Raw genomic sequence first — 26227 nt, 5'->3', positions numbered from 1 at the left:
CTCGATTGGCCATTCCGAAAAATGCCGCTACGATATTGATTGCAAGAATGCGCCACGTGCGGTCATTCAACGCAGCCGAAGCTCTTCGTGAATCATGACTGGCGGGAACTGCACAAAATCCGCCAGATCGAACTCAACGGTAAAGGCGAGCCTCCGACTCTTTGCCCACTCAATTGCTGCCGATTTGGCAGACTTCGGCACTTTGGTTGCAAGGGAGCAATGGGGAACCCATCGGCCAACGCGGTAGTGCTCGTGACAGGTATGCGGGTCGAAGTGGTCATGCAACCTCTCGTGAAGGCATGTTACAGCTTGGTTTGGACGAGGTTTTGCCCATAAAACCATAAGGTCGTTGTCGAAATATTTCACAGCGTCAAAGGTAATTGAAAGCTTTTCTTGCGCTGAAAAGACCGCCGTCATGATGGTACTTATGTCGACAGGCCATTGAGTTAGAACCGCAAGCGTGAGATGGGGCGGATATCCTAATTCGTGCATCGAGCCGGAAAGCTCGAAGATGCTTGCTTCATCCCAAAGGTTCTCGATTTCAAGAGCCGTAGTGTTGCAGCTTTTCACACTAATCCCGTAGGGCATTCGTTAGGTCCGTTCTGGTCTGTTGTTCGATCTTATAGCAATCTAGTGCGCTGGGTCGAGTATCCGCCGTCGGTCCGACAGCGGACTTCAGCCGTTTGTTCGTCCCGAATAATTCCACGGCAGAAGCTCATCGATCCGGCTTTGCTTGTGGCCTTTGACGATGGCGGTGAGCGTCGCGGTCAGATAGGCCTGCGGATCGACGGCATTGAGCTTGCAGGTCTCGACCAGCGAGGCAATGGTGGCCCAGTTCTCGGCCCCGGCATCATGTCCGGCGAAGAGTGCGTTCTTGCGATTGAGGGCAATCGGCCGGATTGTTCGCTCGACGTTTCGCCTCTTGCTCGAACCGGTGGCGCTGCGAGGCTCAATATTGTCGATCTCGATGCGACCGTCGGTCAGGAATAGCTGCAGGCCATCCGAGTATTTGGCGATGTAGGCCAAAGCCTCGCCGAGCGGAGACTTGGTCGCGACGCGAGCGCGGTGATGGACAAGCCAGGCCTGCATGTCGGCAATCAATGGGGCTGAACGTTCCTGCCGTCCAGCGAGACGAGCCTGCGGACACGGCCGCGCAGTCCGGCTTCGATCCGATACAGTTCACCGATCCGTTTGACGCCGTCCTCGGCAATCGGTGCTGACCCGTTGCGGACTATCTCCATCAGCTTGCGCCGGGCATGCGCCCAGCAATAGGCAAGCTGAATGTCTGGGCCGACACGCTCTGGCACAATCAGCCTGTTGTATCCGGCATAGCCATCGACCTGCAGGATGCCGGAGAAGCCCTGCAATATCCGTTCTGCATGAATGCCCCCGCGACCAGGCGCATAGCTGAAGGCCACGCCCGGCGGAGCACCGCCGCCCCATGGGCGGTCATCCCGCGCCAGCGAGAAGTATCCGGTCTTCGTCTTGCGGGAACCGGGATCGAGAACCGGTGCACGGGTCTCGTCCATGAACAGCTTGGTTGATCGCTTCCGTCGGCAGGCCTGCCTGGATCAACCGTGCAGGAGCCGGAGCCTGAACGACACCGTCAGTGCAGGCACGGCACGCATCTTTGGGCCGACGAGTGACGATCACGCGGAACTGTGCCGGGATCACGTCCAACCGCTCGGAGACATCCTCGCCAATGCAATGCAAGCAACCGCCGCAGGCGCAGATCAGGCTTTCCGGTTCGATTACCTCCTCCACACGGTGAAGATGCTTCGGAAGCGAGCCGCGATTGATCGCGCGTGGCTTGGCAATCCTGTTCCCCGCAGAAACGTCCGCCTCATCCTGGGCATGGATCGCGGCCATGGCAGTTTCCAGGTCTTCCAGTGCCAGATCGAACTGGTCGGGATCGGTCTTCTCGGATTTGCGTCCGAAGGCTGCCTGCTTGAAGGCTGCGACCAGCTTCTCAAGCCGTTCGATCCGCTCATCCTTGCGGGCAATCTGGGCGTCTTTGCTTGCCTCGCGTGCCTGCGCCGCAATCAGCATCGCCTTCAGGGCAGCAACATCATCGGGAAGGTCGGCGGCATCAAGCATGGCCGGAAACTACCAAATCCTGAGCTGATTTGCCCTCGGAATTTGGGGCGCTGAGTCATCGTGCCGCAGCTATTCGATGGCCTCCGGCGTTCTCGTCTGGACGGCATGAACCCGCCGCCAGTCGAGGCCCGCAAACAGGGCTTCGAACTGGGCGTGGGTGAGCGTCATCAGGCCATCCTTGATGCCAGGCCAAGTGAATGTGTGCTCTTCCAGCCGCTTGTAGGCCAGCACGATTCCGGAGCCATCCCAGTAGATCAGCTTCAGCCGGTCCGCCTTTCGGGACCGGAACACGAAGACCGTTCCAGTGAACGGGTCCTTGTGCAGCTCGTTCTTCACCAAGGCCGCTAACCCGTCATGACCCTTGCGGAAATCCACGGGTTTGGTTGCCACCATGATCCTGACGCGGTTCGACGGAAAGATCATGTCGCTGCCGCCAAGGCGCGAGCGATGGCAGCGATCTTGGCAGCAGACGCACCTTCCTCAAGACGGATCGTAACTGGACCGACGATAATCTCGGCGCGCGTAGCGGCCTTGATGGTCTGCGGCTCCGGCGCTGGAGCATCAACAACAATGGCCGCAAACTCGACTGCGTCTTCCGGCTCTGGCAGCACCAGCTTGCCCTGCCGCGCCAATGTTCACCAGGTAGAAAGGCTGTTGGCTCGCAATCCATAGCGCTGCGCAACTTCATTAACCGTAGTGCCGGGCCGCAAGCTTTCCGAAACGATCCGTGACTTGACCAGATCAGGCCATCGGCGGTGAACTTCACGCCCAGGCTTCCTGGAAGTGAGAAACTCCAATGAGGTCTCCATGGAGAAACTCCTTGTCGCTCATCCACGGAATGTTCGATCACAGATCAGACGGCAGCGAGCAATGTGGGGGCAGAACACCGGTTACTTTAGAGCGGGGTTCGACCTGATTGAATCATTGTGCGAAAATACATGTCGCCTGAACAGGTTGGCCGAAACCGGCCGTCCACTTTGTCGGAGGGCTTGGGCGTATGCTACGGCTACGCCACGCGCCCTTCTCCTCGTTGAACGACCGTTTTGGGCCAACAGAATTGATCCAATCAGGTCGAACTCCGCTTTAGCCTCCATGGCTGGCGGTTTTGCTGTCTTTGCGCTGTTGTCGACTGGTTCGGGTGGAGGGTTGGTCATGGAGTGTTGATAGTCGTGGTTGTAGATCAATTCGTAAGCAGCCAAATGGACAACCTTGACCGGTCGGAGCACCTACTTAAGGCCAGGATGTCAAAGGTACGAAGTGCTTCTATCTTCAGCAGACGAAGGCGGTTGAAGGAAATACGCAGCCATTGCGTATGACGGAAGGAACGGCGCAGCTGGAGGAACCTGGCGACGGGACGTTTGTCACCGGGGAGGCTTGGTTGGTCAACAAGTTCGTCGATTTGCTTTGGGAATGATTGGCCGGAAAAGAAATTGGGATGCAGAGATCTCCATGAGGTGAGCACCAATCGATAAGCGTGCATCCCATGATGGCATACGATCCACACTGGTTTCGCCCCACAGACCTGAACTGCCGTCGAGGAAATCCCGCTTAACGCACAAACGGAGTTCAATTGGAATCTCCAAGCTCGTTGAGTGTCGGGTGGCCGAGATGATTGGAATGACTTGAACATCCTGACGCGAGAGGAGAGGCGAAATGATTTCGTCAGCTATATCAGTATCGGAGCCATTCAGTTTCAAAGATAAGCGTGTGTGGGTGGCCGGACATACGGGCATGGTCGGATCCGCTTTAGTCCGCCGACTGAGGCAGGAGGACTGCGAGATCCTGACGGTCTCACGAAAGCAGCTCGACCTGACACGGCAAAGCGAGACCGAGACCTGGATCGAGTACCTTCGCCCTGACGTCATTTTGGTTGCCGCAGCAAAGGTCGGGGGAATTGCGGCTAATGCGGCCTCGCCTGTAGATTTCCTTTATATCAATACCATGATTGCAATGAATATCATGGCTGCTGCTGCCCATGCGGGCGTTGGCAAGCTACTCTGGATGGGTTCAAGCTGCATCTATCCAAAATTCGCCGCGCAGCCGATCGACGAGCATGCCTTGCTGACGGGCCCTTTGGAGCCTACAAACGAAGCATATGCGATTGCCAAAATCGCCGCTTTGAAGCTGGCAGAGGCCTACGCGCGGCAGTATGGCCTTAGCTCTCTGTTGGTGATGCCAACCAACCTGTACGGACAGAATGATAATTTTGATCCGCAGGCCTCACATGTCATCCCGGCGATGCTTCGAAAAATGCATGAAGCCAAAAGCTCGGGCGCCGAGACCGTGTCTGTCTGGGGAACAGGTAATCCCCTGCGCGAATTTCTGCATGTGGACGACTTGGCTGATGCCTGCTGCTTCTTAATGAAGAGCGAAGCAAACCTGCCGCTGACCAATGTCGGCTCAGGAGATGAGATTTCGATCCGTGATCTCGCCTACCTGGTGGCGGATATCGTTGGCTATCGTGGGGAAATTCTTTTCGACACCAGCAAGCCTGATGGTGCCCCGAGAAAATTGCTGAACTGTTCGCGGCTGGCAAGCTTGGGTTGGAAACCCAAGGTCAATTTGAGAAGCGGGATCGATGAACTCTACACAAGGTGGAGAGCTTCTGTAAGGCAATTCGAGCAATCCTGATCGCGGACCTGGTCAGAAACAGAAAATTCCGTTCTAGCGCCGCGCCTCCTGCCGTTTGACCAGTTTTAGACGCAGCTTTCGGAATGATCGCGACAGCAGTTGATGCTTATCAAGCAAAGAACGTCCCTTTGCGGTTACCCTGCTGGTTATGGAGGACGAGACAATGCGTTCAGGCCCAAAACTGAGTTTCCATGGCGCCGCCGGCACGGTGACCGGATCATGCTTCAGTCTTCAGACCCATGGTCGGCACATCCTCGTGGATTGCGGGATGTTCCAAGGTTCCAAGAGCGAAAAGCAGCTGAACTACAGGGCTTTCCCGTTCGATCCCCGCCAGATTGACGCTGTCATCCTGACCCATGCCCATATCGATCATTCGGGCCTTCTCCCGAAGCTCGTGAAGCATGGTTACGCCGGACCGATTTACGCAACGCGTGGCACGATTGATCTGTGTAGCGTGATGCTGCCGGATTCGGCCCATATCCAGGAATTCGAAGTCGAGCAGCTAAACCGCCGGAACCGGCGGCGCGGCCGTGAGGTCGTCGAACCGATCTATACCGCCGAGGATGCGGAGGCGACGCTCACCCAGTTCAGACCATTGTCGTTGCGTCAGTGGCAGGATCTGGGTGACAGCATTCGCATCCGCTTCTGGAATGCCGGGCATCTGCTTGGATCGGCCTCCGCGGAGATCGAGATCGGCGGCGAGGTGCCAGTCCGGCTTCTGTTTTCCGGTGATCTCGGGCCGGCCTTCAAACTGCTCCAGGCTGATCCGGAAGCGCCTCAAGGCTGGGACTACGTGGTGTGCGAGAGCACCTATGGCGACCGGGACCGCATCGACACGACCGACGAGATGCGTAGACGGATCTTGCAGGATGAGGTGAACGCCGCCGCGCGGCATCAGGACGGGGCTCTGATCATTCCCTCCTTCGCCGTCGAGAGAACCCAGGAACTTCTCGCCGATCTCGCCTTCCTGATGCAGCAAGGGAAGATCCCCGAATGCCCAGTCATCATCGACTCCCCGCTGGCAACAAGGGCGACCGAGATATTCAAGGCCCATTCCGGCGAATTGGACAATGGCGACCTTCTGGAGTGCGCGATCCGCTCGCGCTTCGTACGCTTCACCGAAAGCGTCGAGCAATCCAAGGCGCTGGACTTCGTGAAGGGGTTTCATGTCGTGATCGCAGCGAGTGGCATGTGCGAGGCAGGGCGCATCCGCCACAGGCTGAAAAACTGGCTGTGGCGGGAGGAGGGGACGGTGCTTCTCGTCGGCTTCCAGGCTGCGGGAACGCTCGGGCGCATACTCCAGGACGGTGCGGCGACCGTGAAGATCCAGGGCGACGAGATCGCCGTGAGGGCGAGGATCCGTTCGATTGATGTCTACAGCGGTCATGCCGATGGTGGCGAGCTGGCGGACTGGCTCTCAGCCCGAAAGCCGATCCGCCAAGCAGTTTTCTTGGTGCATGGTGAAGATCAGGCACTGGCCGCCATGAAGGCACGGGTCGCCGCTATTGTTGGCGAGGAGCGGATATTCATCCCCCACATCGATTCGGCCTTTCGGCTCGACGCCGATGGCCCCGTCGACATCTCGACCTTCCTGCCCCCGCCTCGTATCGAACCTGCGCAGGCGGGTCATCGCGATTGGAACAACGACTATCAGGGACTGATCCAGGATCTCCAGGCCGAGCTTCGCATGGCTGCAGACGACAAGGCCCGCCGCACCATCGTCCGCAAAATCAGGCGCGCAATCGAGACCTGAGACCTGCGCGAGCGGAGACGCCGCCGCAGGCCGGGCGCAATCCTGACCCGTTCAATGAGCCTGCGGCCGAGCCGGGGAACCGATGCCTCAGATGGCGGCGACGGCGTCTTGCAGGAGAGTCCGCACCTGGCCAGCCACCGTCTTGAGATGCGGGTTGTCGATCGCCTGCATCGAGGCGACGGGATCGATGGCGCTGACCATGATGGTCCCGTCCTCCAGCAATCGCACGATCACATTGCAGGGCAGCATGGCACCGACCCTGGGTTCCATCTTCATCGCCTCGAGCGCCATTTTCGGATTGCACGCGCCGAGAATGAGATAGTCAGCCACATCGACGTCGAGCTTCTTCTTCATGGTCGCTCGCACATCGATTTCTGTCAGCACACCGAATCCTTTGGTCGACAGGGCCTCCCTCGTGGCTGCGACTACAGCGTCAAATGGCATGCCTTTGATTGTCTTATCGAGTGTATAGGTCATGATCTCACTCCCTCGCGACCGGCGCATGCCGATCCTGTTGCCGGTGTGGGACCCACACCGAAGCATATCATTTAAGCGTTATGCAGCAGCTAGACGGCGGTTCCCACCAGAGCACCAATGCCCGCCGCCATGGACATGGCCCCGGCCACCAGTCCGGCGATGCCGACGATCAGGATCTCGGAACTCCCCGCCGCAGAGGCTGCCACCCCGACGATCAGGCTTGCGGTCGACACGATGCCGTCATTGGCGCCGAGAACGGCAGCCCTTAGCCATCCGATCCGGGAAACGAGATGCGTTTCGCTGTGAAGGCTCCTCACGAGGCCCTCCGGATGACGCCATCAAGGCGGGTCGCGAGAGCCACGGTGTTGGAGATCGTGCCGTATTTGCGGACGTTCTTGTGCAGGAGTTCAAGCCGCTGGTCGCTCTCTTCGGTATCGACCACGAGTTCGTAGTCGATGGAGACGATACGCGGCGGATCATCCTGCCGGGCGGCATGAAGCTTCACCTCGACGCCAGCGAGAGAGAAATCGAGGAGGGGCAGGACACGCTCGATCCCCTTGATCATGCAGGCTGCAACGGATGCCAGCAACAGTTCGGCCGGATTGAAGGCGTCGACTGGACCGGTCAGTCCGGTGGCAAGTCTGATCTCTGCACTCTCGCTACGCGCTACGCTCTGCCTGAGATCGATCCGCTGCGCCGAGATCCTGTATTCAAGCATACCACGTCCTCCTTACGGGATCCTCCCTAAGGATCATGAGATGTATCGTATCATCAGGCCCCATGCGGGACTTGATCGACATCAAGAGGCCTGAAATCAGTGGGGAACGTCTGCGCCAAGGTCTTTGATCGCATGACAAACAGCACATGCCGATTATTGTGGCGAAAGGGAACAACTAGGCGTAGTGTCTGCCCAAAGTGGGATTTGGCATCGATGGGATCGTCCCGTCTGCGATGGGGGATAGCCGATGCAGCAATTCGGGGACCCAGGTGACGCGAAAAGGCTCGCGCTCGCCATCGTTGAAAGCATACCGGAACCTTTCGTAGTTCTCGACGGTCATTTGCGGCTGGTTGCAGCAAATGGTGCCTTCTTCGAAACCTTCGAGATCGATCCTGGAATTTCGCATGGGATCAGCCTGTTCGATCTGGATGAGCGACAATGGGACATCCCCGTGCTGCGCCAGCGTCTTGCTTCAGCCCTCCCGGATCACCCGGAGATATCCGCCTTCGAATTCGACAGGGATGTCGCCAGGATCGGACGCCGCACGCTGCTGATGTCGGCACGAACCGTTGATTACGGCGGCTCTTCCGCCCCGAACACGCTGCTCGCATTTCGCGACATCACCGAAGCAAGGCGGGCGGAAGCTGAGAAACAGGCTCTTTTGGACCGCACCGAGGAATTGCTCGCCCAGCAACGCGTTCTCTTCCAGGAAATGCAGCACCGCGTGGCCAACAGCCTGCAGATCATCGCCAGCATCCTGATGCTGAAGTCGCGCGCGGTCACGTCGGAGGAAAGCCGTCGCCATCTCGAGGACGCCCACCAGCGCGTCATGTCGGTCGCAATGGTGCAGAACTACCTGCACCTGACGGATGGCGTCGACGAGATCGAAGTTTCGGCCTATCTGCAGAAGCTCTGTGATGGCCTTGCGAAGTCCATCATTGTGGACAGTCGGCCGATTGTCATCGACCTGCACGCCACAGAGAGCACGATCCCGTCCCGCAATGCCGTCAGCATCGGCCTGATCGTGACCGAACTCGTCATCAACGCCATCAAATATGCCTTCCCGATATCCACGGGGTCCGAACGGGTTCTCGTCAGCTATGAGACACGCGACACGGACTGGCGGCTGGTCGTCGCTGACAACGGTGTCGGTCGCAGCGTGACGGAGAAGCCGGCTGAGCCCGGATCTGGTCTCGGATCCCTGATCATCGAGGCGCTCGCCAAGCAGCTCGATGCGCGGATCCAGATTACATCCAGCGACAAGGGCATGAGCGTCACCGTGTTCCATGCGACGTTTCACTCGAATACGAGCACCGCAGCCTGAGGCTTCTCCCGCTAGACGACGGGGTAACGCTGACAAGCTCCTCCGTTCTGAATTCGGAATGGATCGGAACGCCGACGCGCCTCAACCGTTGCCATGACCAGATAGGTTTGGCGACATTGAAGAAAGACGGTGGCATGAAGATTCGCGCAGGGTTTTCCATTGAATACGAGTGTCAGAATGAGACGCCGATGTTGCTCGTTCTGAAAATTCACCCGTCGCGAGAACGGGATCTCTGCACCGAACAAAACCTCTCCTTCAGCCGCCCGATTAGCCATCGCGACTATCTCGATGGCTATGGCAACGCCTGCAGCCGGATTCTGGCACCCCCTGGCAGGACGATGATCTCCGCCGAGTTCGAGGTGAGCGACAGCGGGCTGCCGGACTTGCTACCCGAGCAGGCCGTGCAGCTTCCGATCCAGGATTTGCCCGATGACGTGCTGGTCTTCCTGCTGGGCAGCCGTTACTGCGACACAGACCGCCTGGCCGATTTTGCCTGGAAGCAGTTTTCCGCAACGCCTCTGGGCTGGCCTCGAGTGAAGGCTATCCTAGACTTCGTCCATGCTCATCTTCTTTTCGATTATGACAGGGCCGATGCGACCCGCACGGCTTACGGCGGCTTTATGGACAAGGCAGGCGTCTGCCGTGATTTCGCGCACCTTTCCATTACGCTCTGCCGATGCCTCAATATCCCCGCCCGCTATTGCACCGGCTATCTGGGTGACATTGGCGTGCCGAAGGATGCGCATCCCATGGATTTCAGTGCCTGGTGCGAGGTCTATCTCGGCGGTCGCTGGTGGACCGTCGACGCGCGCCACAATGTCCCGCGTATCGGGCGCATCCTGATGGCGAGGGGGCGTGATGCCACGGATGTGGCGCTTTCGACAGCCTTCGGACCAGCAACACTGACGCATTTCGAAGTCGTCACGCAAGAAGTCGACTGACGGCCATCGGGCATCTTGCGCGATGGACAAAGACCTCGACCCATCGCCATTTGCTGAGGGCGGAGCCGACAAGAGGAAGATGCCAAATGACCATCCAGCGAGCAAGCTTCTATGTCCTGCTTCTCATCATCACGATCGCCTTCGTGTGGCTTCTCATCCCCTACTACACGGCGGTGTTATGGGCCGTGATCCTGGCGATCCTTTTCTTCCCCGTCCACAAGCGGCTGGAGCGGTGGCTGGATGGTCGCCCAACGGTCGCGGCATTGCTGACGCTCCTTCTTTGCGTCTGCCTCGTCATCCTGCCGGCTCTCGGTATCCTGGCATCCCTCATTCAGGAAGGGACGAGCCTCTATCAGCGCATCAGCAGCAACGAAATCGACCTGCACGCCCATCTTCTGCGTTTGCAGGCGATGCTTCCTGAATTTGTAAGTACCTGGCTGATCCCGCTGAAGCTTGTTGGCTTTACCGAGTGGTGGGCACGGCTTTCGTCCGGTCTGATGGAGGCGGGCCAGTCAATTGCAGGTGGTCTGTTGAGTTTCGGTCAGAACACCCTGCAATTCTTCATCAGCATGGGGCTGATGCTCTATCTTCTCTTCTTCCTGTTCCGGGATGGCGCGTCCCTTGGAAAGACCCTGCGCCACTCCATTCCGCTGAGCGACGACTACACGCGACAGTTTGTCGACAAGTTCGCGGCTGTGGTCCGCGCCACGGTCCGCGGCAATGTGATCATCGCAATCGTCCAGGGCATCATCGGAGGCTTGACCTTCTGGGCCCTCGGCATAGAAGCAGCCCTTCTCTGGGGCGTGGTGATGACGTTCCTCTCTATGCTCCCGGCCATTGGCGCTGCGATCGTGTGGGTGCCAGCCGCCATCTGGCTTTTCCTCCTTGGTGCCTGGGTCAAAGGAATAATCATGGTGGTGGTCGGTGCCTTCATCATCGGCTTGATCGATAATCTCCTCAGACCTCCGCTTGTAGGGCAAGGTGCCAGGTTACCTGACTATGTCACTCTGATTTCCACCGCAGGTGGCATATCGCTTTTTGGCCTAAGTGGCTTTGTTCTCGGTCCCTTGATTGCGGCACTCTTCATTTCCGCGTGGTCATTGTTCACCAAACAACAAGATCAGTGGGCGGGAGATACCATGCCAGCCGATAGATACGAGAAATAGGCTGGGAAGAGTTTTCCTATTAAGTTACAGCTACTACGATGCCATTCCTAGGGCGCGGCTGATATCATAAACCGTCGATAGACCAGATTTGCATCTTTGCAATGTTTGCAGACGACTATTGCAATTTGTGATTTACGCCCTAGGTCGCTATCAATGGCAGCCACTTTACGGGCGCTGTCATTTTACGGGTGGCACGCACCCGAGCCCCAGCAAGGGAGGACGATATGTCTTCCGACAGCAATCAGCTTCTACCTGGCATTACAGATCTTGGCATCATCAAAGCCGTTCTTCGCTACACAGGGTTTCAATATCAGGAGCCGGTGTGTGAACTGGACTGCAATGCGGCCAGATACGCGCTCGAACCCTATCAGGATGGAATGAGGGAGCCAGATGTTCTGGTCGCTGCGGTCAGCATGTGGGCAGAACGCCTCTATGAGCATCGCGATCAAACGACGGTAATGGGGGGTGGCATATGACCCTCTCCTTTGCGAATAGAACACGGACCTTTGACAAGCGCCGCGGTGCTATCAGGTTTGTCGGCCACGACGGACTGAAACAAATCGTATTCTTGTTGTCGGTGGGGCTTTTCGAGCAGGACAGCTCTGCCTCGACCCTGCGGGAGCAGGGCTATCTGATGGCCTTCGATCAGTGCCGCAGCCGGATCGTGGAGATCGCGCGCACTCTGTATCAGGAAAACAACCGTTCGATGATCGAAATGGACGTGAACGCTGTCGGTTCTTCAATACGGTTCGCGAACTGACCGCTTACCCATCAGCGTTTCAGTAAAATCCAGATGAAGGAGATGATCATGGCACTTGCAGTCTTTGTTTCCGTCAACGCGGTGGAGGCCCAAAAACGTTCTTTCGGACGCTTGGTTGCTGAGCCATGGTAGGCCGCCTTAAGTCAGACGACGCTGAGAGGAAAGCAGAGCAGCGGACGCTACGATCTCTGCTCAAGCGTTCCAACTATTCGACTTCCGATCTCGAGGCCCTGGTGGGGCGCGATGGCGCACGTGGGCGACGAATCATCGAATTGATTAATGATGGGATGATCATGGCCGATGGCTACCCCGCGTCCAAGCGACAGATGGTCCTTGCAGAACGCGCTGCGCTTTCTCGCTGGGAAAATGAGGGTGGGAGTATTCCCCCTCTCGGAAAAGCAGGCAACCAGATGTTGATGAGGAGCGAAGATGGCGAAGGGCGCTGACATCGTGGTTCTGGCCAAATTCAGATCGAACACGACCACTGCCCGGTCGCTACATCCGACTTTGGTTGGGATCCAACCTATCGATCCGCACAAGACGTGCAAAGTCCTCATGTTCAATGGTCGGAGCAAAATGATTTCGGCAATCAGACCGTAGCATTCAGCGACTCTTGTGATGCCTCAAAATCGCAAGATCACCAAATGGATTGGAACATCAGATGTTCACGCGAACGAAAAAGAGAACAGTGCAATTCAAGGCACCCTTCACGCTGACAGGTCTTCAGGGCTTACATCCAGCGGGAAACTACGATGTCTTGGACGATGAGGAGGAGATCACCGGGATTTCCTGGCTCGCCTATCGGCGCGTCTCGACCATGATCGAGGTGACCTCAGGCAATTCGAAGAGCTTGGTTGAAATAAATCCGTTGGAACTGGATGCAGCCTTGGAAAAAGACAAGCTGCTTGCATCGTAGAAACTGTGATCGGGAACTGATCGTCCAACCCTCCATGCTCGCCGTCTAGCCAACTTTGATCAAACCCTCTCGTCGTCAGCCGCCGTCACCTACGCCGTTGCGGCCCCAATGCCCGCCTGTGAGAGCAACCCGCAATGCCGCCCCAGGAATACTGAACTTCAACAGAGACGTGTCGCTCTCGAACGCGAACCTGAAGTGGTGAAACCCCAATGACTTTGAAGTCTTAACGTTTGCGGCAACCTGCTTACCATTGTGTCCTGAAGGGGAACGTCCATGAACGAGCCAACGCGTATAGCCTTTATCGGCAACTCTCCCCCTCGTCAGTGTGGGATTGCCACTTTCACAGCTGATCTGTCTCATGCCATGGCCGAAAACAACGCTCATGTCGCGACGAGCATCATTGCCATCACGGACGAGGAGCAGAGTTATGCCTATCCGCCCGGTGTGATTTTTGAGATTCGGGAGTCTAAACCTGAAGACTATTTGACCGCGGCAAGGATCCTGAACGAGGGACGATTCGATGCTGTGTCCCTGCAGCACGAATTTGGTATTTTCGGCGGACCTGACGGCGAGTTCATCCTGACACTCCTGTCCAATTTGCGGGTGCCGGTTGTTACAACCTGTCATACGATCCTTGCGGATCCGACACCTTCGCAACGCCGCGTGCTGAAGAAGGTCACCGCGCACTCCAATCGAGTTATCGTTATGGCAGAGCGAGGGCGTGTCCTGCTCACGCAAGTCTATGGGGTTGAGCCAGAAAAGATAGATGTCGTTGCGCACGGCATACCGGATCGCCCGTTTCATGACCCGGAGTTAGTCAAAGTCGGACGGGGTTACGCGGGGCGACCGATTATCCTGACATTTGGCTTGCTCTCTGCGAACAAGGGTATTGAGGTGGTGATTGATGCCATGCCCGCGATCCTGGAGCAGAATCCTCGCGCGCTCTACATCGTACTTGGGGCCACCCATCCGACATTGCTGCGCAAGCATGGCGACACCTATCGGGACACCTTACGTCACCGCGCCGAAAAGCTCAGGGTCGACCACGCGGTGGAATTCCTCAATCAATTTGTTGACCTGCCGACACTCCTCGACTTTATCGCCTTGTGCGACGTCTATGTCACGCCTTATCTCGACGAGGCGCAGATGACGTCTGGAACGCTTGCCTACAGCTTCGGCATGGGCAGCGCGGTCGTGTCGACCCCCTATTGGCACGCCCTCGAACTTCTGACCGATGGACGCGGCGTTCTCGTTCCATTTGGCGACGCATGCGCGACCGGTAAGGCGATTGCCGCTCTGCTCGAAGACGATGAGCGTAGAATGGCCATGCGCCACCTCGCATACGATGCGGGGCGTTCGATGATCTGGTCCCATGTGGCCGCGCTCTATCTAGAGAGCATGGCGAAGGCACGCGTATCCTTTCGACCAAAACCGGTCGGTGACCTCGTCTCCCTGCGGATCAAGCGGCCGGCGCAGCGAACGGGCTTGAAGCTCGGTCATCTTCAGACCATGTGTGACGATACCGGTATCGTTCAACATGCCGTCTTCTCCGTGCCAGACAGGTCCCACGGTTACTGCGTAGACGACAATGCACGGGCGCTGCTTCTATCTTCTCTAATGTCGAAAGCTTCTGAGACAGGCGTAACCGATCAAATGACCGCATCGTTCGCGGCCTTTGTCGAACATGCGTGGAATCCGGATACGGGCCGTTTCCGTAACTTCATGACCTTTGATCACCGCTGGCTCGAAGACAAGGGATCCGAAGACAGTCACGGGAGGACGCTGTGGGCCCTGGGCTGCTGTGCGCTTCACGACACCGATTCGCCTCGCCGCCGTTGGGCGAGTGCACTCTTTGCGAAAGCCATGTCAGTCACGATCGACTTTCGTTCTCCCCGAGCCTGGGCTTTCACGCTTCTCGGGTTGAATGACTACTGCAAGGCAAACCCCCACGATCCCCACGCACGTATGCTGCGCGTTCGGCACGCCGAAAATCTGATGGACCTGGAACGGCGCGTGTCGAAGAGCGGACGCCGCTGGTTCGAGGAGGGTCTGTCTTACGAAAACGCGCGATTGAGCCAGGCTTTGATTGTCACGGGTCTGTCGACCAAGGTGTCAGCCTATGTCGAGACGGGTTTGGCGACGCTGCGATGGTTGATGGGTCAGCAGACTGCAGAAGCAGGCCATTTTCGCGCCATTGGCACGGATGGCTTCTTCGATATCGGCGAGCCACCGAAACCATTCGATCAGCAGCCCGTGGAGGCAACGGCAACGATATCGGCATGTCTTGCCGCATACGATGCCACCTCCGACAAGCACTGGATCGAGGTTGCCAACAGAACCTTCAACTGGTTCACGGGCAGCAACGATCATGGGATCTCCCTTGTTGATCCGGAAACGGGGAGTTGCCGAGACGGCTTGCATGCGGACCGTCCCAATGAAAATCGCGGCGCTGAATCCGTCCTCTGTTATCTGATCTCTTCAATCGAGATCGGGAGAGTTCATCAGGCGCAACCGCCCGTTCTTCCCCGTATCGTTTTCCGGCAACTCTCATGAGCCGGATCACACCTCATGCAGACAGAGCAGGTTCCCTTCTGCCCCAAAACGGCCTTCTGAACCGGCAGGCTCTTTATCTCAGGCCTGACCCGACACGCGTTATCGTGCGTCCCTTCAAGCCATCAACCGAGCCGCGCCACCTCAATCCCCGCGACAAGAGCAGGGCGAATGAGATCGTCGACCGTGTTTTGTCGCTGGACCCGATCGCCACGGCCAACCAGTTGCGCGATATCCTCGCCAATTTCGACGGACGACATCGCAACCTGTTGCGCCAGTTCGAGCTACGGGCGGATGCGATGGAAGATGCATTCCACCATCATCAGCAATTCAGCCAGCAACAGCGTCAGTTGGTCGGGGCCTATTTCATGAACGAGTATTCGTTCGAATCCGCCGCCCTCTTCAATCCCAGTATCGTTGCGCATCCAGATCAGGCTGGTATCGCCGAGGGCAGCAGGCGGGTGATCCTCAGCCTGAGGGCGGTTGGAGAGGGCCACATCTCCTCGCTAACCTTCCGCTCGGGTGTGCTTGATCCAGATGGCGCTTTGGCCATCGATCCTCCGACACGGTTGGCAGGGCTGCCGGTTATTCATGCCTATGACGGATTAGCGCCCGTCGGCTGTATCGGGCTGAGCTTCAACCATGACAGTGACCTCAGTGAACGCGTTGTCTTTCCGGTCACAGAAGCCCAAGCCAACGGCATTGAGGATGCCCGTTTCGTGGCCTTTGAGGACGAGGGCAAGACGATCTATTTCGCGACCTATACGGCATATAGCGGCTCCTCCATTCGTTCCGAGCTTCTTGAGACCGTCGATTTCCTGAATTTCACCCTGACCCCTCTCAGGGGATCTGCTGCCCGCAACAAGGGGATGGCGCTCTTTCCCCGGCGGATCGACGGCCGCTACGCGATGATTGCCCGGCAAGATAGCGAAAACCTCTTCCTCCTGTATTCCGACGACCTGCTCCACTGGGAGGAGGGGCAAATGCTGATGAAGCCGGAATTTGCCTGGCAGTTCGTACAAATCGGCAATTGCGGCTCACCAGTCGAAATCGATGAGGGCTGGCTCCTGTTCACCCACGGGGTAGGGCCCATGCGACGCTACGCGATCGGGGTGACCTTGCTCGACAAGCAGGACCCGAGCATCATTCTTTCGCGGACAGTCGAACCCTTGCTGCAGCCGGAACCGACGGAGCGCGAAGGCTATGTGCCCAACGTTGTCTATTCCTGCGGTGCTATGCGACACGGCGACCTGATCGCCCTGCCTTATGCTGTGTCGGACACCTATTCCAACTTCACGACGATAAAGATCCATGAACTGCTGGAGACGATGCGTCCCGTAGGGGGCGAGTTCATGACGATCAACCGTATCGAAACGCGACCCACAGGAGACTCATTGTGAGTTTGTGGCGTCTTAAATCACTGTTTCTTCAGGAGATCTTGCCGACTTGGGCGGCCGTGGGCTACGACGAGCGCTGCGGTCAGTTTGTCGAGCATCTGGAACTCGATGGATCAGTCCAGGCATCCGGAGAGGTGCGGACGCGGACGGTAGCGCGGCAGATCTATGTGCATGCGCATGCGGCCCATCTCGGCGTTGCGCCGCCCGCTTCACTTCAAATGGCTGAGGCGGCCTTTGCCCATCTGCACCGTGTCGCCTGGATTGGCGGCACGCGTGGCGGTTACGCTCGCGCCTTCAACCGCCATACTGACAGCATCACTGACCCCATCCGAGACCTCTATGACAGTTCCTGTATCCTGCTGGCCCTCTCCTGGCTGCTGACTGCCACAGGCAAGGACATGTACCGTGATCATATCGATCAGGCGCTTGTCGCAATCGACCGGACGTTGAAGGATCCTTTCGGCGGGTGGGCCGAAGACAGCGAGGGAAGCCTGCCGCGCAGGCAAAACCCGCACATGCATTACCTTGAAGCCACCCTGGCCCTTTGTGAAAATAACCGAACATCCGCTCACATGAGGGCCGAAGGTCGAGCCTTCGCACTCCTTGGTTCGCATTTCCTGGTCGGACCGAAAGGGCCGCTCCACGAGTTCTTCGGGCCGCAATGGCAGCTCTCCGCACAATACGGATCGGATCGGCTGGAACCTGGTCACATGTGCGAATGGGTGTGGCTGACGACACGGCATGACATGCTGACTGACAGCGACCACACCAGGATCTGCCTCGACTTGTTATCGACCGCTCTGGCGGTTGGACGCAGCGGGGGATCACCCTTCTTGGTCGATCTCGTCTCGGCGCTCAGGCCCGTCTCTCCTTCACGGAGACTTTGGCCGCAGGTGGAGATGCTCAAGGCCTTCTTGTCACTCTACGAGCGTTCCGGTTTTCAAGGATATCTTGCCGAGGCAGACGACCTGGCTTCTGCCATTATGGGCGCGTACATGACCGGAGCGCCTCCCGGTTGCTGGCATGACTGCCTCGATACGCATGACAGGCCGATTTCCAGGACAATCCCCGCAAGCTCACTTTACCATCTCTGGACTGCTGTTGCGGATCTCGTTGAGCATGACGCTCGCGCCCGCGTCCGGTCCCCAAGTGAAACATCTTGATCTCTGCTAGACGAGAAGCTTGCCGTCTTGACGCAGAGCATTTCCGGCAGACTCGGGATCATTCTGACGGAGCGATTTTATGACGAGATCAAGCCGAGACATGAAGGGCCATATCCCTTGATACGTTCGAGTGTAGCGGTGTGGAGATCAGTGCAAAAGCGGCCGTCCCGCCGATTGCTCCACTTCGCTCTAGCGAAGCGGAGCGATCGGTAGGTTTGTCCGTGTGCGCGTTTGCCAGAAATGCTCCAGAAACATAAATTTGCCAGTGGTTTTCAGGTTTTCGACATTTGCCTGCGAGGATCCTGCAATCATCCGATCAACTGCTTTGGTGAGATGGACTCGCAAGCTTCGAGGTCTCACGCGAAGAAAACACCACACCGGCAACACCAGCGATGCTCTCGGCGACCAATTCCATGGCACGCTGCTTGGCTGAACTAGCGCCTTGGGACGTCAGTTCTATCACGCAATCGGTTACATGGACTGAGACCTCCGTAGGGCCAAGGCCGAGTTCTTCCTGTAAACGGCTTTTCACGGCAAGCCGCAGAGCGTCTTCACCACTTGCCACGACATCGCGACCCGTCGTCATGGCCTTCAGGACATCATGTCGACTGACGACGCCGACCAGTTTCCCCTCGACAACAACCGGAAGGCGTCTGACTTTTCTGGCACTCATCAGTGATATGAGGGCAGAAAGCGTGTCCTCCGGCGAGACCGACACGACATTTCTGGTCATGCAATCGGACACAACGGAGGCATGGGCTCGCACATACTCCTCAAAAAATGCCTGGTCCGCCTGTTCGGGCTTCCGGTTTGCCAGATTGACCATTCCCTTATTGAGGAAGTCACTCTCGGTAATAATCCCGCACAAGACTCCGCTGTCATCGGTTATCGGCAACCCGCTGATGTCTTTTTCCAGCATCAACTCAATGGCCTTACGAACAGAGGTGTCGGGTGTGACGCTGATCGCAGGTCTCGTCATCAGGTCCTTGGCGAGCATGTTGTTCTCCCTCTGTCCAACTCAGTCGCAGTATCCATATGCTGCTGTTTGGATCATTGATCTTCCGCAACGCGTGATGCGCCTGGAGCGGCGTGCGTGGACAAGACCTTTTTCGCTGGTGGGATGTGGTCATGCGGCCGATGGCATCGAACGCCGGGACATCCATTTGTCGATTTCCGTTACGAACAGAAGTGATGCGGAAAGAGCCAGGAGGATGCCCCATTCAGGCCACGAAACCGGTGCGAGTTCCAATGTCTCCCGAAGCCACGGTACATACATCGCGCCAAGATGCAATGCCTGTGACGCGCATATCGCCAAAACAAGAAGCGGGTTGCGAAAGAATGCGGAATGAAAGACGGAATATCGTTCCGACCGGCAGGCCAGCGTCTGCACATTTTCAAAAAGTACAAACAGCAACAACAGCATGTTGCGGGCCGCAGGTTCCTCATAACCTTGTGCCAGTAGCCAGTAGAAAACCACAAAGCCGCCGCCGCCGATCACCAGAGTCGACTGGACGATCCGGCGTACCATCAGCCTGTCGAAGATTGGCTCCTTCGGGCGCCGCGCCGGGCGTGATAGCTCGTCGCCTTCGGGCTTTTCTCCGGCCAGCGCCACATCCTGTATGCCGTTCGTCACGAGGTTCAACCAGAGGAGCTGCACGGGAAGCAACGGCATTGGCAGGCCGAGTGGGATCGCCAACAGGAAGAGGAGCATCTCCGCCGCACCGGTTGCGGCCAGCATCAGGATCACCTTGCGAATATTCGCATAGGCCGTTCGTCCTTCCCCGATTCCGGTGACGATCGAGGCGAAGTTGTCGTCGGATATAACGATGTCGGCGCTCTCCTTGGCAACCTCTGTGCCCTTCAATCCCATAGCGACACCCACATGGGCGTGTTTCAGTGCAGGCGCGTCATTGACACCGTCGCCGGTGACCGCCACGAAGTGGCCGTTGCGGGCCATGGACAACACGATCGCGAGTTTCTGCGTCGGAGCAACGCGGGCGTATATGCGGGCGTGTCTGGTCAGTTCGTCCAGCTGTTCCGGGCCGGCAGCTTCGGCATCCCTCACCGCATTGCCGCTCGTCACCTGATCCGGGCGGAATTCAAGTCCTGCCTTCGCGGCGATCGCGGCCGCAGTCCTGGGGTCGTCGCCTGTTAGCATTGCGACATCCACGCCGGCTGCGCGGCAGCGGCTGATAGCCTGCGGAACTTCAGGCCTGATCGGGTCCTGCATTCCGGCTAGACCAAGAAAGACGAGATCAATAAGGTGACCATGTCCGAAGGTCTCGTCAGTGGTGCTGGCAATCTCACCCTCGGCAAAGGCGAGCACTCGGAGCCCGCGTGCCGCCATATCCTCCTTTTGTGCGAGAAGCGCGTCTCGCTCAATGTGGACAACACGGTCGCCAACGTCCATCCGGTCCGCCATATCGATCAGTGTTTCGGCAGATCCCTTCACGAAGATCCGAACTCGCTCGCCCTTGCGATGGAAAGATGCGGCGTATTTAAGGTCTGGTTCATAGGGAATGCGGTTGATCAGTGGGTAGTCGTCGGCCATTACCTCACGTTCGAGGCCAGCCTTTCTCGCTGCGGCCAAAAGCGCGACGTCCACAGTATCGCCGACGCCCTTCCAGCCGTTCACCTCCTGTGTAAGAGATCCTTCGTTCGGCAGGGAAGCTGCCCTTAGCAGATGAGCGGCACGCTCACTTGCTTTCGCTGGGGCCATATTGGCGCTTTTGATCAAGCAGGCCTCGAGATCGGCTCCCGTCTCCAACACCAAGTCAGTGCCGTCAGGCAGACGGATATCGGTAACCGTCAGTTCGTTCAAGGTTAGTGTGCCGGTCTTGTCGGTTGCGATCATGGTGCAGGAACCAAGCGACTCGACTGCCGACATGCGACGCACGATAACGTTACGCCGTGCCATGCGCCGCATACTGATTGCCAGAGCGACCGAAATTGCAATCGGCAGACCCTCCGGAATAGCGCTGACGGCAAGACCTACGGACATAAGAAAGAGATCGTTCCAGGCCATCTCACGCACAAGGCCGATGGCGAACAGAAGCAGCGACGCAATACCGACCGACCAGGCGACGACGTTGGAGAAATATGCAAGCCTGATCATCAAAGGAGGTCGGGAAACCGACGTTTTCGCGACCTCGACGGCGACCTTGCCGATTTCTGTCGACAGCCCGGTTGCCGTCACTATTCCTTTCCCGCGACCGCGGGTGACAAGTGTGCCGGCAAAGGCCATGGTGGCATGGTTGTTGTCGGCAGTGATGCCGTGATCGGCCGCTACCTTGCGAGCCGGCAGGGACTCACCGGTAAGAAGAGATTCATCGCAGAGAAGATCCGTTGCCTGAAGCAACTCCAGATCTGCTGGTACGCGCCCACCTGCCTCCATTGCCACCACATCGTCGGGAACCAGCAAGCGAGCCTCGATTTCCTGCATCCTGCCATTTCTGATGACAGTTGCCCGAGGTTGTTCGAGCTCGCGAAGCGCCGCCGCAGCCCTGCCTGCGGAATACTCCTGCACGCTGCCAATAGCCCCATTCAGAAGGAGGACCACGACGATCAATATGGCGTCTCCCGCTTCGCTGAGAACCAGCGACACTGCGGCGGCCAACAAGAGAATATAGATGAGCGGGCTCTTGAACTGCTGCAGGAAGATGGAAAGGAGCGAAGGAGCTTTCGGTTCGGGAAGTATATTCTCTCCAAACCGCGCCAGGCGCTCAACCGCCTCGGCCTGGCTGAGGCCAGCAATGTTAACGGCTGGCAACTGCTGATCAAGCACGGTCATATGTTCGCTCCCGCGTACCGCATCTGCCGTCGGCTGCCTTTATTGTGGCGAGCTAGATTGGCAGAACGACGTATAGGGGACGATATCAAGCCGTCGCTCCCCGATTTCGGCACCGCCCGTGGGGCGTGCAACACCAATGCGGCCAATGTGCTTCATCCGCTTTGCAAAGCATTGACCGTCGTCAACGGAGCAACTCTTCGATGGACGCCGCGGCGTGGCTGCTTGTTCGACTTTGGTCAGGTCGACGCTGTATCCTGAACCCGCCATCTCCAGTTCTTGATTTCGGGCATGTCCTCTCCATTTTCGCGGACATAGCGGGTGTGTTCCGCCAGCTTGTCCTTGAGCATTGCAACCACGCCGGTCGCCTTTTCCTTCAGTCCTGCAACGCGTTCGATTGCCTCGATCGCAAGATGGAAGCGGTCTAGTTTGTTCAGCACCGTCATGTCGAAGGGGGTCGTCGTCGTGCCCTCCTCGATGAAGCCGCGCACGTGAATATTCTGGTGGTTGGTGCGTTTGTACGTCAGTCGATGGATGAGGTAGGGATAACCGTGATAGGCGAAGATCACTGGTCGATCAGCGGTGAACAGCCGGTTGAAAATCTCATCGGAGAGACCATGCGGATGCTGGTCCTGCGACTGCAAGGCAAGCAGATCGACGATGTTGACGACGCGAATGCTGAGCTCTGGGATCGCCTCTCGCAGCAAGGAAACTGCCGCCAGGGTCTCAAGCGTCGGCACGTCGCCGGCGCAGGCCATGACGACGTCGGGCTCGAGCACGCCATCTTCGTTGCTTGCCCAGTCCCAGATGCCGATGCCAGCTTCGCAATGTCGAATTGCCTCGTCCATCGTCAGCCATTGCGGCTCGGGCTGTTTGCCGGCGACGATAACGTTCACGCGGTCCCAGGTCCTCAAGCAGTGGTCGCCGATCCACAACAGCGTATTTGCATCCGGCGGCAGGTAGATACGCACGATATCGGCCTTCTTGTTGGCGACGAGATCGAGGAAGCCGGGGTCTTGGTGTGAGAAGCCATTATGGTCTTGCCGCCAGACATGGGAGGTCAGCAGGTAGTTGAGCGAGGAAACGGGTTTGCGCCAAGGCAGTTGGCGAGACACTTTCAGCCACTTGGCGTGCTGGTTGAACATCGAATCGATGATATGGATGAAGGCCTCGTAGCACGAGAAGAGACCGTGCCGACCGGTGAGCAGGTAACCTTCCAGCCAGCCCTGGCAGAGATGCTCGGAAAGTACCTCCATTACCCGGCCGTCGCGGGAGAGATGCACGTCGTAGGGCTCGATCCGTTCAATCCAGACGCGGTCGGTGACCTCGAAGACGTGGCCGAGCCGGTTCGATTCCGTCTCATCCGGGCCGAAGATGCGGAAGTTGGAATTGTCGTCATTGAACTTCATGACGTCGCGCAGGTATTTGCCGAGGACTTCTGTCGTCTGCACCATGGTGGCCCCACGTTGTTCGATCGGTACCGCGTAATCGCGTATGCCGGGGACGATCAGTTCTTTGCGCAGTAACCCGCCATTGGCATGCGGGTTGGCACCCATACGGCGTTCGCCGATGGGCGAAAGCGCCCGCAGTTCCTCCTTCAGTCGGCCGTTGGCATCGAAGAGATCGTCCGGATCGTAGCTCCGCATCCAGTCCTCGAGGATCTTGCGGTGTTCTTCATCCTCGCGACAGCCTGAGACCGGCACCTGATGGGCGCGCCAGAAGCCTTCGACCTTCTTGCCGTCCACTTCCTTCGGGCCGGTCCAGCCTTTCGGGCTGCGCAGTACGATCATCGGCCACCGAGGGAGGCCTTCCGGTGTTGTCCCCTCGCGGGCGTCGGCCTGGATCGCGCGGATGCGGTCGAAGACAGCGTCAAAAGTCAGGGCCATCTCTCGGTGCATATCGGCCGGCTCATGGCCTTCGACGAAGAACGGCTCATAACCGTAGCCCTCGAAAAGACGTTTCACGTCCTCGTCGCCGTTGCGACCGAGAATGGTCGGATTGGCGATCTTGTAGCCGTTAACATGCAAAATCGGCAGCACGGCGCCGTCGCGGGCCGGGTTCAGGAATTTGTTGGAATTCCAGCTTGCGGCAAGCGGCCCGGTTTCAGCCTCGCCGTCGCCGACGACGCAAGCGACCACCAAATTCGGATTGTCGAAAGCGGCGCCATAGGCATGCACCAGTGCATATCCGAGTTCGCCGCCTTCGTGGATGGAGCCGGGCGTCTCCGGCGCGGCATGGCTCGGAATGCCACCCGGGAAAGAGAATTGCTTGAAAAGCTTTCGCATGCCGGCGGCGTCCTCGGAAATCTCCGGATAGATTTCGCTGTAGGTGCCTTCGAGATAGGTGCTGGCCACCATGCCGGGACCGCCATGGCCTGGCCCGCAGACATAGATCATGCTGAGATCGCGGTTGCGGATGACCCGATTGAGATGGGCATAGATGAAGTTGAGGCCGGGCGTCGTTCCCCAATGGCCGAGTAGCCGCGGCTTGATATGCTCCGGCTTCAGCGGCTCCTTGAGCAGCGGATTGTCGAGAAGATAGATCTGGCCGACGGAGAGATAGTTCGCCGCCCGCCAGTAGCGGTCGATGAGCGTCAGTTCTTCGGAGCCGATCTCCGCCGTTGCGGACGAGGGGGAGGTTGACTTCATCTTCTTGCTCCTTCGAGAGGGCGAGTTGTTGCGAAACATCGATCGTCAACTGGAGTAGGTGTCAGCGACGCTAGTCACGAAGCGTTAGGGTTAAACTTTGAATGAGAGACCGAAATGCATTCTTCCGCGATCATCTTTTCTTCATCCGTAGGGATGACGTGGACGGCGATGCGGCTTGCCGCGGTGCTGATCGTCAGTGCGCTCTCCTCATTGGCGGACCCGTCCAACTCTACGCCCAGCCACGAAAGTTGTTCCGTTACACTTTTGCGTATCTTCGGTTGGTTCTCTCCAATGCCGGCGGTGAACACCAGGGCATCAAGACCGCCGAGCGTTGCAGCAAGCCTCCCGACCTCACCGGCGATCCTGAGCGTGAAGAGGTTTATCGCCTCCCTTGCTTGACTTCCGTCGTTATCGATGAGTTCGCGGGTATCTCCGCTAAAGCCTGAAACGCCCAAGAGGCCGGATTTGTGATAGAGCATGTCTTCAACCTCTTTGACCGACTTCCCGAGCGGACCGAGCAAATGCAGGAGCACGCCAGGGTCGAGCCAACCCGGCCTTGTTGCCATGGGGATGCCATCCAGTGTCGAGAAACCCATGCTGGAATCGCGGCTCATTCCGTTTTCGATGGCGCAGAGACTGGCACCGCTGCCCAGATGGGCAATGACGACTTTACCGGCGGCGATATCAGGCGCTGCCTTGGCGAGTTCGGTTGCCACATATCGATAGGACAGTCCGTGGAAACCGTACCGTTTGATGCCTTGGTCATGATAGGCGCGCGGAATGGCGAGACGCCGCACGAGATCGGATTGCGTCGCATGGAAGGTCGTGTCGAAGGAGCCGGTCTGGAATAGCTTAGGGCGCAGGTGACGGACTGCTTCAATTATTCGCAAAGCATGAGGTTGATGCAGCGGTGCCAGTTTCGTCAATGGGTGGATCTTGGCGAGCGTCGCGGTCGTCAGTTCCACCGGACCGTTGAAGACGTCGCCGCCATGAACGATCCGGTGGCCGGCGGAGTTGACTGCGTCAAGGTCGAAATACGGGTGCAGTTCTCGGAATACTTCGTCCATCAGTCCGGCGAGATCGTTGCCGGCCTCGCCCTTGAGCGGCCGCTCGAATTGCTCCGGGCCTTCCTTCAAGTTCAGCATGAGCGAAGAGGTGGCTAAGTCGACGACTGCCTTGCCGATCCGCTGTGGTCTGTCGCCGTCCACCTTGAATATGCCGATCTTCACCGTGGACGAGCCAGCATTGAACGTCAGGAGGAGGTTGTCCGTCATTACACCGTCCTCGGTTCTAGTCGTTTCGCTGCCGTCAACCGTGCGAGAGAGGCGGATGCCGTGCGAACCTTATCAGGATCCGCCCGGCTTGTCAGAATGATTGGAACTTGAGCGCCGAGAACCAGCCCGGCAGCGTCTGCACCAGCAAAATAAATGAGTTGCTTGGCGAGCATGTTGCCGGCTTCGAGATCGGGAACCAGAAGGATATCTGCCTGACCGGCGACCGGCGAGGCGATACATTTAGCCTGCGCAGCCTCAATGCTGATTGCATTGTCGAAAGCAAGCGGACCATCGACGAGCGCCCCTTCGATCTGCCCGCGTGCTGACATAACGGTCAAAGCAGCGGCGTCCAGCGTCGAAGGCATCCTGCTGCTGACGGTTTCTATCGCAGCGAGCACTGCAACGCGCGGCATCTCGACTCCGAGAAGATGCATGAGATCGACGGCGTTTTGGCAAATATCCCGTTTCTGATCGAGATCCGGCTGGATATTGATCGCCGCATCGGTGACGATCAGCAGCTTGTGATAGGCCGGAATGTCCATAACATAGACATGGCTGTTGGTTTCCGCGCGAAACTGAGCCGGTTAGGCGCATAATTTCCATTGAGAATTGAGCCATGTGAACC

Annotated in this window: 22 protein-coding genes and 3 pseudogenes; 12 read left to right on the top strand and 13 right to left on the bottom strand. The window is 57.9% G+C overall.

The annotated features are described in order from the left end of the window. Window positions 1–66 precede the first annotated feature (66 nt). From E8M78_RS06815 to E8M78_RS06795, 5 genes and pseudogenes are all read right to left on the bottom strand, one after another. A complete protein-coding gene (locus E8M78_RS06815; RefSeq protein ID WP_137134352.1) occupies window positions 67–588 on the bottom strand; it encodes a 2'-5' RNA ligase family protein in 522 nt (173 codons plus the stop codon). An 87-nt stretch (window positions 589–675) separates the two neighbouring features. Beyond that, window positions 676–2097: pseudogene (locus E8M78_RS06810) on the bottom strand (IS66 family transposase). Between the two features lie 69 nt (window positions 2098–2166). Continuing rightward, a complete protein-coding gene (gene tnpB, locus E8M78_RS06805) occupies window positions 2167–2520 on the bottom strand; it encodes an IS66 family insertion sequence element accessory protein TnpB (protein ID WP_137134351.1) in 354 nt (117 codons plus the stop codon). Continuing rightward, the gene (locus E8M78_RS06800) at window positions 2517–2729 is read right to left on the bottom strand and encodes a hypothetical protein (RefSeq protein ID WP_137134350.1); all 213 of its coding nucleotides are present in this window, start codon (window positions 2727–2729) and stop codon (window positions 2517–2519) included. Before E8M78_RS06800 ends, tnpB begins: the two co-directional genes overlap by 4 nt. Before the next feature lie 3 nt (window positions 2730–2732). Continuing rightward, window positions 2733–2906, bottom strand: a complete 174-nt coding sequence (locus E8M78_RS06795) for a transposase (RefSeq protein ID WP_137134349.1) — start codon at window positions 2904–2906, stop codon at window positions 2733–2735. An 844-nt stretch (window positions 2907–3750) separates the two neighbouring features. Here E8M78_RS06795 and E8M78_RS06790 point away from each other — a divergent pair. Then, a complete protein-coding gene (locus tag E8M78_RS06790; protein ID WP_137134348.1) occupies window positions 3751–4728 on the top strand; it encodes a GDP-L-fucose synthase in 978 nt (325 codons plus the stop codon). Window positions 4729–4891: 163 nt separating this feature from the next. Then, window positions 4892–6481, top strand: a complete 1590-nt coding sequence (locus E8M78_RS06785) for an MBL fold metallo-hydrolase (RefSeq protein WP_137134347.1) — start codon at window positions 4892–4894, stop codon at window positions 6479–6481. A gap of 87 nt (window positions 6482–6568) precedes the next feature. Here the strand turns inward: E8M78_RS06785 and E8M78_RS06780 are convergent, their stop codons facing one another. The 3 genes and pseudogenes from E8M78_RS06780 to E8M78_RS06770 all read right to left on the bottom strand — a co-directional run bounded on the left by E8M78_RS06780 (window position 6569) and on the right by E8M78_RS06770 (window position 7676). After that, window positions 6569–6958, bottom strand: coding sequence for a DUF302 domain-containing protein (locus tag E8M78_RS06780; RefSeq protein ID WP_137134346.1), 390 nt, complete (start codon window positions 6956–6958; stop codon window positions 6569–6571). A gap of 119 nt (window positions 6959–7077) precedes the next feature. Then, window positions 7078–7275 (bottom strand): annotated as a pseudogene (locus tag E8M78_RS06775) (VIT1/CCC1 transporter family protein); the annotation flags it as partial. Then, window positions 7272–7676 (bottom strand): OsmC family protein, encoded by a 405-nt coding sequence (locus E8M78_RS06770; protein ID WP_137134345.1) that lies wholly within the window; start codon window positions 7674–7676, stop codon window positions 7272–7274. The pseudogene E8M78_RS06775 and the gene E8M78_RS06770, both read right to left, overlap by 4 nt. A 247-nt stretch (window positions 7677–7923) precedes the next feature. On the opposite strand from E8M78_RS06770, the gene E8M78_RS06765 reads away from it, so the two are divergent. From E8M78_RS06765 to E8M78_RS06720, 10 genes are all read left to right on the top strand, one after another. Beyond that, window positions 7924–9000 carry a histidine kinase dimerization/phosphoacceptor domain -containing protein gene (locus E8M78_RS06765; protein WP_137134344.1) on the top strand — a complete coding sequence of 359 codons (1077 nt, stop codon included), beginning with the start codon at window positions 7924–7926 and terminating at the stop codon, window positions 8998–9000. Window positions 9001–9134: 134 nt separating this feature from the next. Next, complete coding sequence (locus tag E8M78_RS06760; protein WP_137134343.1) at window positions 9135–9941, top strand: transglutaminase family protein; 807 nt, start codon at window positions 9135–9137, stop codon at window positions 9939–9941. A gap of 86 nt (window positions 9942–10027) precedes the next feature. Continuing rightward, window positions 10028–11107 carry an AI-2E family transporter gene (locus tag E8M78_RS06755; RefSeq protein ID WP_137134342.1) on the top strand — a complete coding sequence of 360 codons (1080 nt, stop codon included), beginning with the start codon at window positions 10028–10030 and terminating at the stop codon, window positions 11105–11107. A gap of 224 nt (window positions 11108–11331) precedes the next feature. Continuing rightward, complete coding sequence (locus tag E8M78_RS06750; protein WP_137134341.1) at window positions 11332–11583, top strand: hypothetical protein; 252 nt, start codon at window positions 11332–11334, stop codon at window positions 11581–11583. Next, complete coding sequence (locus E8M78_RS06745) at window positions 11580–11867, top strand: DUF1488 family protein (RefSeq protein ID WP_137134340.1); 288 nt, start codon at window positions 11580–11582, stop codon at window positions 11865–11867. The genes E8M78_RS06750 and E8M78_RS06745 overlap by 4 nt, the downstream gene beginning before the upstream one ends. Before the next feature lie 125 nt (window positions 11868–11992). Beyond that, entirely contained in the window at window positions 11993–12313 is a 321-nt protein-coding gene (locus E8M78_RS06740; RefSeq protein WP_137134339.1) for a hypothetical protein, read from the top strand. A gap of 215 nt (window positions 12314–12528) precedes the next feature. After that, window positions 12529–12783, top strand: coding sequence for a hypothetical protein (locus E8M78_RS06735; protein WP_137134338.1), 255 nt, complete (start codon window positions 12529–12531; stop codon window positions 12781–12783). 273 nt (window positions 12784–13056) lie between these two features. Beyond that, window positions 13057–15336, top strand: coding sequence for a glycosyltransferase family 4 protein (locus E8M78_RS06730; protein WP_137134337.1), 2280 nt, complete (start codon window positions 13057–13059; stop codon window positions 15334–15336). Continuing rightward, complete coding sequence (locus E8M78_RS06725) at window positions 15333–16733, top strand: glycoside hydrolase family 130 protein (protein WP_137134336.1); 1401 nt, start codon at window positions 15333–15335, stop codon at window positions 16731–16733. Before E8M78_RS06730 ends, E8M78_RS06725 begins: the two co-directional genes overlap by 4 nt. Then, window positions 16730–17893 (top strand): AGE family epimerase/isomerase, encoded by a 1164-nt coding sequence (locus tag E8M78_RS06720; RefSeq protein ID WP_137134335.1) that lies wholly within the window; start codon window positions 16730–16732, stop codon window positions 17891–17893. Before E8M78_RS06725 ends, E8M78_RS06720 begins: the two co-directional genes overlap by 4 nt. Window positions 17894–18209: 316 nt before the next feature. On the opposite strand, the gene E8M78_RS06715 is transcribed toward E8M78_RS06720, so the two are convergent. From E8M78_RS06715 to E8M78_RS06695, 5 genes and pseudogenes are all read right to left on the bottom strand, one after another. Beyond that, window positions 18210–18890: a CBS domain-containing protein gene (locus E8M78_RS06715; RefSeq protein ID WP_137134334.1), complete on the bottom strand. Its 681-nt coding sequence runs from the start codon at window positions 18888–18890 to the stop codon at window positions 18210–18212. Window positions 18891–19019: 129 nt separating this feature from the next. Then, a complete protein-coding gene (locus E8M78_RS06710; protein ID WP_137134333.1) occupies window positions 19020–21683 on the bottom strand; it encodes an HAD-IC family P-type ATPase in 2664 nt (887 codons plus the stop codon). Window positions 21684–21919: 236 nt separating this feature from the next. Beyond that, the gene (locus E8M78_RS06705; RefSeq protein ID WP_137134332.1) at window positions 21920–24328 is read right to left on the bottom strand and encodes a phosphoketolase family protein; all 2409 of its coding nucleotides are present in this window, start codon (window positions 24326–24328) and stop codon (window positions 21920–21922) included. 74 nt (window positions 24329–24402) lie between these two features. After that, on the bottom strand, window positions 24403–25602 hold the full coding sequence (locus E8M78_RS06700) for an acetate/propionate family kinase (RefSeq protein WP_137134331.1): 1200 nt from the start codon (window positions 25600–25602) through the stop codon (window positions 24403–24405). After that, a pseudogene (locus E8M78_RS06695) lies at window positions 25602–26159 on the bottom strand (bifunctional enoyl-CoA hydratase/phosphate acetyltransferase); the annotation flags it as partial. The gene E8M78_RS06700 and the pseudogene E8M78_RS06695, both read right to left, overlap by 1 nt. Window positions 26160–26227 lie beyond the last annotated feature (68 nt).

This window comes from Rhizobium sp. FKY42, assembly GCF_005222835.1.
Taxonomy (GTDB): Bacteria; Pseudomonadota; Alphaproteobacteria; order Rhizobiales; family Rhizobiaceae; genus Neorhizobium.
The sequence above is the reverse complement of the archived record's forward strand: the minus strand, read 5'-3'. Positions and strand labels throughout refer to the sequence as shown.

Bases quoted from the DNA above. Each gene is read 5' to 3' on its own strand.
- E8M78_RS06735 (WP_137134338.1), top strand. From the start codon at position 12,529: ATGTTCACGCGAACGAAAAAGAGAACAGTGCAATTCAAGGCACCCTTC.
- E8M78_RS06770 (WP_137134345.1), bottom strand. From the start codon at position 7,676: ATGCTTGAATACAGGATCTCGGCGCAGCGGATCGATCTCAGGCAGAGC.
- E8M78_RS06730 (WP_137134337.1), top strand. From the start codon at position 13,057: ATGAACGAGCCAACGCGTATAGCCTTTATCGGCAACTCTCCCCCTCGT.
- tnpB (WP_137134351.1), bottom strand. From the start codon at position 2,520: ATGATCTTTCCGTCGAACCGCGTCAGGATCATGGTGGCAACCAAACCC.
- E8M78_RS06755 (WP_137134342.1), top strand. From the start codon at position 10,028: ATGACCATCCAGCGAGCAAGCTTCTATGTCCTGCTTCTCATCATCACG.
- E8M78_RS06765 (WP_137134344.1), top strand. From the start codon at position 7,924: ATGCAGCAATTCGGGGACCCAGGTGACGCGAAAAGGCTCGCGCTCGCC.
- E8M78_RS06705 (WP_137134332.1), bottom strand. From the start codon at position 24,328: ATGAAGTCAACCTCCCCCTCGTCCGCAACGGCGGAGATCGGCTCCGAA.
- E8M78_RS06710 (WP_137134333.1), bottom strand. From the start codon at position 21,683: ATGACCGTGCTTGATCAGCAGTTGCCAGCCGTTAACATTGCTGGCCTC.
- E8M78_RS06745 (WP_137134340.1), top strand. From the start codon at position 11,580: ATGACCCTCTCCTTTGCGAATAGAACACGGACCTTTGACAAGCGCCGC.
- E8M78_RS06790 (WP_137134348.1), top strand. From the start codon at position 3,751: ATGATTTCGTCAGCTATATCAGTATCGGAGCCATTCAGTTTCAAAGAT.
- E8M78_RS06795 (WP_137134349.1), bottom strand. From the start codon at position 2,906: ATGGAGACCTCATTGGAGTTTCTCACTTCCAGGAAGCCTGGGCGTGAA.
- E8M78_RS06815 (WP_137134352.1), bottom strand. From the start codon at position 588: ATGCCCTACGGGATTAGTGTGAAAAGCTGCAACACTACGGCTCTTGAA.
- E8M78_RS06715 (WP_137134334.1), bottom strand. From the start codon at position 18,890: ATGCTCGCCAAGGACCTGATGACGAGACCTGCGATCAGCGTCACACCC.
- E8M78_RS06725 (WP_137134336.1), top strand. From the start codon at position 15,333: ATGAGCCGGATCACACCTCATGCAGACAGAGCAGGTTCCCTTCTGCCC.
- E8M78_RS06750 (WP_137134341.1), top strand. From the start codon at position 11,332: ATGTCTTCCGACAGCAATCAGCTTCTACCTGGCATTACAGATCTTGGC.
- E8M78_RS06700 (WP_137134331.1), bottom strand. From the start codon at position 25,602: ATGACGGACAACCTCCTCCTGACGTTCAATGCTGGCTCGTCCACGGTG.
- E8M78_RS06785 (WP_137134347.1), top strand. From the start codon at position 4,892: ATGCGTTCAGGCCCAAAACTGAGTTTCCATGGCGCCGCCGGCACGGTG.
- E8M78_RS06780 (WP_137134346.1), bottom strand. From the start codon at position 6,958: ATGACCTATACACTCGATAAGACAATCAAAGGCATGCCATTTGACGCT.
- E8M78_RS06740 (WP_137134339.1), top strand. From the start codon at position 11,993: ATGGTAGGCCGCCTTAAGTCAGACGACGCTGAGAGGAAAGCAGAGCAG.
- E8M78_RS06760 (WP_137134343.1), top strand. From the start codon at position 9,135: ATGAAGATTCGCGCAGGGTTTTCCATTGAATACGAGTGTCAGAATGAG.